Raw genomic sequence first — 2,005 nt, forward strand, 5'->3', positions numbered from 1 at the left:
AACCCAAAGACTCTTCTTTGCGACAAAAAAGACGTTTTCATAAAAAATGCTCCCAAGCAATACTTAATTGGCTTTATCATAAACAACAAATGATGAATAAATACCCTGCTTTATAAGATAAAGATATTATTTGAAAAAACTATCAAAAGATTTTTAAAAGTATTCTTCTCCAAAAGTCCCCCCACAAAATTCCCGTTTTCCCGCATAATTTGCTGAACCAATGACGCCTTCTTCTTCCATTTTCTCAATCAATGTCGCCGCACGAATTATAAGCAATGCCTAAACAGTGTTGAATATAAGCATTTGAAGCCTAATCATCACAAAGAACAACAGCAACAGCTTGACAATAATCATCTGCTCAAGAAGAAGCCCCCCCAAAACATCCGTCTTATATTCTTTAACCGTTTGCGGTATTGTTTCCAAAGAAACAATCTGCCTTTGAAGCTCCCACAAGTACTCACATTCCTACGTTTCTGCTAATTTGCTAAACGCATAATATATTTTCCCCACCCATAATCTTTGAAACAACATAGATTATAGTCAATACACGAACCGATGAAAAACTAAACATAGTACTTTGCGAATCTGAAAACTCTTTTCAGAAACAAAAAGGTTGTTTGACTTCACCAAAAAGAATAAAAGTCCCCACCCGATCAGATCTATAAACAGTTTGGATTTTAGTAGGTTCCCCTTGGCTTCTCACCCCATATGCTTCACCTTACATAAAGCTGATAACCCCTACCTTAAATATTCAATACAGCCTTAAAAAAACACTTAATATATCAAGCCTTGCATACTTTTATACTACAGCACCTCACATGACATTATTTCACATCTATACCTTGATTTATAATGGTAAATTATCATTTTTCACCGTGAATCATAATGTCAAATACCGTAAGATTTTCTCACCATATACTTATCTCATATTGAATCATTGGCTTACATATCACAAGCAAGGCCGACATATGGATAAAAATTATATAAGCTAAAGAATAAAAATACTTCTTATGAATTGCCTCAAATACCAAGGACTGGAACAATGTATGATGATATCAACTTTTTACGGCAGAGTAGGATAGCCACCTATTTTTATAAGATATTATTAAAAAACAATTATCAAGATTTTTCAAAAGCGTTCTTCTTCAGCAGGGACTAAAATTTCTCGTTTCCCTGCATGATTTGCTGGACTAATAATCCCTTCTTCTTCCATTCTCTCAATCAATGTTGCAGCACGGTTATAACCAATGCCTAAACGGCGTTGAATATAAGAAATAGAAGCCTTACGGTCACGAAGAACAATAGCAACAGCTTGACTATAGGGATCATCTTCTGAAGGAGAAGCCAAAGAAACATCAGCACCATCCTCTTCAACTTCTTGCGTAATTGTTTCCAAATAATCAGGTCGTGCTTGCGCTTTGAGATGTGCAACAACCTGCTCCACTTCATCATCCGCAACAAAAGGTCCATGCACACGCTGAATACGTCCTCCTCCCATCATGAAGAGCATATCTCCCTGCCCCAAGAGTTGTTCGGCCCCCTGTTCGCCTAGAATTGTTCGGCTATCAATTTTTGAACTCACTGAAAAAGAAATGCGTGTAGGAAAATTGGCTTTAATCGTCCCAGTAATAACATCAACAGAAGGACGCTGTGTTGCCATAATCACATGGATACCAGCAGCGCGCGCCATTTGTGCTAAGCGTTGAACCGCTCCTTCAATATCTTTACCAGCAACCATCATCAAATCAGCCATTTCATCAATAATGACAACAATATAGGGCATAGGACTAAAATCAAGCGTTTCCGTTTCATAAAGAGGCTCACCAGTTTCATGATCAAATCCAACTTGAATTGTACGCACCATTGTCTCTCCTTGACCTTCTGACTCCTTGAGACGTGCATTAAACCCATCGATATTGCGAACGCCAAGTTTTGACATTTTACTATAGCGCTCTTCCATTTCACGAACAGCCCACTTTAAAGCAATGACGGCTTTTTTAGGATC

2 protein-coding genes are annotated in these 2,005 nt (G+C 37.8%); both read right to left on the bottom strand.

Translation table 11 applies throughout. The annotated features are described in order from the left end of the window. Positions 1-153: 153 nt before the first annotated feature. On the bottom strand, positions 154-276 hold the full coding sequence (locus ACFIO3_RS12185; protein ID WP_375608597.1) for a hypothetical protein: 123 nt from the start codon (positions 274-276) through the stop codon (positions 154-156). A gap of 853 nt (positions 277-1,129) precedes the next feature. Next, the coding region (locus ACFIO3_RS12190) for an FtsK/SpoIIIE domain-containing protein (RefSeq protein ID WP_375704533.1) at positions 1,130-2,005 on the bottom strand (876 nt) is incomplete at its 5' end.

Source organism: Bartonella sp. AD328YNZD (assembly GCF_042196425.1).